We start from the raw sequence: 4,105 nt of genomic DNA, 5'->3' as shown, positions 1-4,105 counted from the left end.
ACGACATCCGCACCCCCTGGCAGGCCCGCGAACGCATCGTCGTCGGCCTCACCGGCGGACCCGAGGGCCGCACCCTCATCCGCCGGGCCGCACGGATGGCCGCCAAGGGCTCCGGCAGCGAGATCCTCGCCGTCTACATCGCCCGCAGCGACGGGTTGACCGCCGCGTCCCCCAAGGAGCTGGCGGTCCAGCGGACCCTGGTCGAGGACGTCGGCGGAACGTTCCACCATGTCATCGGCGACGACATCCCCGCCGCCCTCCTGGAGTTCGCCCGCGGGGTCGACGCCACGCAGATCGTGCTGGGCTCCAGCCGCCGCAAGACCTGGCAGTACGTCTACGGCCCCGGCGTCGGCGCCACCGTCGCCCGGGAGTCCGGGCCCGACCTGGACGTCCACATCGTCACCCACGGCGAGGTCGCCAAGGGGCGCGGGCTGCCCATCGCCCGGGGCGCCCGGCTGGGGCGGGCCCGGATCGTCTCGGCATGGCTCATCGGCGTCGTGGGCCCGGTCCTGCTCTCCCTGCTGCTGCGCAGCCTGGCGAACGGCCCCGGCCTCGCCAACGACGTCCTGCTCTTCCTCTTCCTCACGGTCGCCGCCGCTCTGCTCGGCGGCCTGCGGCCCGCCCTCGCCTCGGCCGCCGTCGGCGTGATTCTCCTGAACTACTGGTTCACCCCGCCGACCCACACCCTGACCGTCCAGGACCCGGAGAACTTCGTCGCCATCCTGATCTTCTTCGGGGTGGCGGTGGCCGTCTCCTCGGTGGTGGACCTGGCGGCCCGCCGTACCCACCAGGCCGCCAGGCTGCGCGCCGAGTCGGAGATCCTCTCCTTCCTCGCGGGCAGCGTGCTGCGCGGGGAGACCGCGCTGGACGCGCTGCTGGAGCGGGTGCGCGAGACCTTCGCGATGGAGTCCGTGGCCCTGCTGGAGCGAGCGAGCGACGTCGACCCGTGGAGCTGCGCCGGATCCGTCGGTCCCGCGCCGGTCGCCCGGCCCGAGGACGCGGACGTGGACATGCCGGTGGGCGACAACGTCGCGCTCGCCCTCTCGGGCCGGGTGCTGCCCGCCGAGGACCGCCGGGTGCTCGGTGCCTTCGCAGCCCAGGCCGCCGTCGTCCTGGACCGCCGCCGGCTGGTCTGCGAGGCAGAGCAGGCCCGCAGGCTGGCCGAGGGCAACCGGATCAGGACCGCGCTGCTCGCCGCCGTCAGCCACGACCTGCGCACCCCGCTCGCCGGGATCAAGGCCGCCGTCACCTCGCTCCGCTCCGACGACGTCGCCTGGTCGCCCGAGGACGAGGCCGAACTGCTGGCGGGCATCGAGGACGGCGCCGACCGACTCGACCACCTGGTCGGCAACCTGCTGGACATGTCCCGCCTCCAGACCGGCACGGTGACCCCGCTGATCCGCGAGATCGACCTCGACGAGGTGGTGCCGATGGCGCTCGGCGGGGTCCCCGAGGGCAGCGTCGATCTGGACATCCCCGAGACGCTGCCGATGGTCGCGGTCGACCCCGGGCTGCTGGAGCGGGTCGTCGCCAACATCGTCGAGAACGCCGTGAAGTACGGCCCCGCCGGGGAGCGCGTCGTGGTGGCCGCCAGCGTGCTCGGTGAACGCGTGGAGCTGCGGGTGGTCGACCGGGGGCCCGGGGTCCCCGACGAGGCCAAGGAGCGCATCTTCGAGCCCTTCCAGCGGTACGGTGACGCCCCGCGCGGAGCCGGGGTGGGTCTCGGCCTCCCCGTCTCCCGGGGCTTCGCCGAGGCCATGGGCGGCACCCTGGACGCCGAGGACACCCCCGGCGGCGGGCTGACCATGGTCCTCACCCTCACCGCCGCGCCGAGCCGGGACCGGAACCGGGACCCGGTGACCCTCCCGGCCGATGCCACCTCATGACGGCGGCCCTCCGCCCCCTCTCCGCACCATCCGTACCGCAGAAAGGCAGGTCCCCGATGACCCGGGTGCTCGTGGTCGACGACGAGCCGCAGATCGTCCGCGCCCTCGTGCTCAACCTCAAGGCCCGGCAGTACGAGGTCGACGCCGCGCCCGACGGGGCGACCGCCCTCCAGCTCGCCGCCGCCCTCCACCCCGACGTGGTCCTCCTCGATCTCGGGCTGCCGGACATGGACGGGGTCGAGGTGATCCGCGGCCTGCGCGGCTGGACCCGGGTCCCGATCCTCGTCCTCTCCGCCCGCCACACCTCCGACGAGAAGGTGGAGGCGCTCGACGCGGGCGCCGACGACTACGTGACCAAGCCGTTCGGCATGGACGAGCTGCTGGCCCGGCTGCGCGCCTCCGTACGCCGCTCGGAACCCGTCGGTCAGGACGTCACCGAAGACGTCGCGATCGTCGAGACGGCCGGCTTCACCGTCGACCTGGCCGCCAAGAAGGTGCACCGCGACGGCCGCGACGTGCGGCTCACTCCCACCGAGTGGCACCTCCTGGAGGTCCTCGTCCGCAACGCCGGCCGCCTGGTCGGCCAGAAACAGCTCCTCCAGGAGGTCTGGGGGCCCTCCTACGGCACGGAGACCAACTATCTGCGGGTCTACATGGCCCAGCTCCGCCGCAAGCTGGAGGCGGACCCCTCGCACCCCCGCCACTTCGTCACCGAACCGGGGATGGGCTACCGCTTCGAACGCGGCTGAGGCCGCGGCAGGGGTCGTGGCCGACGTCGCCGGGGCCCGGCGCGTCACCCTTCCGAGTGACCGCCCGGGCCCTCCGTACCGTGCCCGTGGGACCGGTACCCTACGGGTATGAGTGCTGTTCCCCGACGCGAGAAGGCCGGCAGGGCGGAGAGGCCGTCCGGCCGCTTCCGCCGTATGCTCGACCGGCTCTCCAGCTCCCAGGGGGACCTGGAGTCCCAGGAGCTGCGGGAGGACGCACAGGCCACCGGATGCACCCGGATATCGGAATGCTCCGACCGGCAGATCGTGAAGGTGGCTGGTACGTTGCGGACCGTCACCCTGCGTCCCCGGGCCGGAGTGCCCACCCTGGAGGCGGAGCTCTTCGACGGCACCGAGCCGCTGGACATGGTCTGGCTGGGTCGGCGCTCCATCGTCGGCATAGAGCCCGGCCGCAGGATCATCGCCTCGGGCCGGGTCGCCATGAGCCACGGGCGCCGGGTGCTGTTCAACCCCACATACGAACTCCGACCGCTCGGCAAGGAGTAGCCGGTGACGTCTCTCGACAAGCCGACGTCCGAAACGGACCAGTCCCACCGCACCGAACAGCACAGCGCCACCGGGGAGCGGAGCACCGGAGGCAGGCACGCCGCCCAGCAGGACGCCGAGTCGAAGGCGGTCACCGAGGCCGCCCTCTTCGAGGCCTTCGGCGGGGTGCGCGGCATGGTGGAGACGGTCCTGCCCGGGCTGCTCTTCGTCACGATCTTCACCATCAACAAGGACCTGCACATCTCGGCCATCGCGGCCCTGGCGGTCTCCCTGGCCCTGGTCGCCGTACGGCTGGTCCGCCGGGACACCGTGAAGCACGCCTTCAGCGGGGTCTTCGGGGTGGCCTTCGGTGTCGTCTTCGCGATGATGACGGGCAACGCCAAGGACTTCTACCTGCCGGGCATGCTCTACACCCTGGGGCTCTCCGTCGCCTACCTGGTCACGGCCGCCGCCGGCGTACCGCTGATCGGCCTGATCCTCGGCCCGGTCTTCAAGGAGAACCTCTCCTGGCGAACGCGTAACCCGGGCCGTAAGAAGGCGTACACCAAGGCCAGTTACGCCTGGGGCCTCATCCTGCTCGCCAAGTGCGCGATCCTCTTCCCGCTCTACTGGTGGGCCGACACCACCCAGTTCGGCTGGGTGCTGGTCGCGCTGAAGATCCCGCCGTTCCTGCTCGCGGTCTATCTGACCTGGGTCTTCCTGGCGAAGGCGCCGCCGCCCATCGACGTCTTCGCGGAGATGGAGGCCGAGGAGCAGGCCGAGAAGGAGCGCAAGGAGCGGGCCGCGGCCGCGCTGCGCAACCCGGAGGCGTGACAGCACGTACAGGGAGGGGGGGGGGGGGGGGGGGGGGTGGGGGGCCCCCCGGGATGTGTGCCCCAGCCGTCGGGCGAAAAAAGAGAGGGGAAGAACGAAAGAAAGTCCCCCAAATGCTCCTCCCACGCCTTT

General features: G+C 72.1%; 4 protein-coding genes. All 4 read left to right on the top strand.

The features are described 5' to 3' along the window. On the top strand, positions 1 to 1,886 hold a 1,886-nt coding region (locus tag AC0682_RS31090), incomplete at its 5' end, for a DUF4118 domain-containing protein (RefSeq protein ID WP_478536558.1). A 56-nt stretch (positions 1,887 to 1,942) separates the two neighbouring features. After that, positions 1,943 to 2,635 (top strand): response regulator, encoded by a 693-nt coding sequence (locus AC0682_RS31085; RefSeq protein ID WP_254811475.1) that lies wholly within the window; start codon positions 1,943 to 1,945, stop codon positions 2,633 to 2,635. A 108-nt stretch (positions 2,636 to 2,743) separates the two neighbouring features. Then, a complete protein-coding gene (locus AC0682_RS31080; protein WP_254811474.1) occupies positions 2,744 to 3,160 on the top strand; it encodes an OB-fold nucleic acid binding domain-containing protein in 417 nt (138 codons plus the stop codon). 3 nt (positions 3,161 to 3,163) lie between these two features. Beyond that, positions 3,164 to 3,973 (top strand): DUF3159 domain-containing protein, encoded by an 810-nt coding sequence (locus AC0682_RS31075; RefSeq protein WP_254811473.1) that lies wholly within the window; start codon positions 3,164 to 3,166, stop codon positions 3,971 to 3,973. Positions 3,974 to 4,105 lie beyond the last annotated feature (132 nt).

It is taken from the genome of Streptomyces sp. NPDC043746 (assembly GCF_056436485.1).
This window is presented reverse-complemented; position numbering and strand designations above follow the sequence as displayed.

Excerpts from the sequence above, each read along its gene's own strand:
- AC0682_RS31085 (WP_254811475.1), top strand. The coding sequence starts at position 1,943 with ATGACCCGGGTGCTCGTGGTCGACGACGAGCCGCAGATCGTCCGCGCC.
- AC0682_RS31080 (WP_254811474.1), top strand. The coding sequence starts at position 2,744 with ATGAGTGCTGTTCCCCGACGCGAGAAGGCCGGCAGGGCGGAGAGGCCG.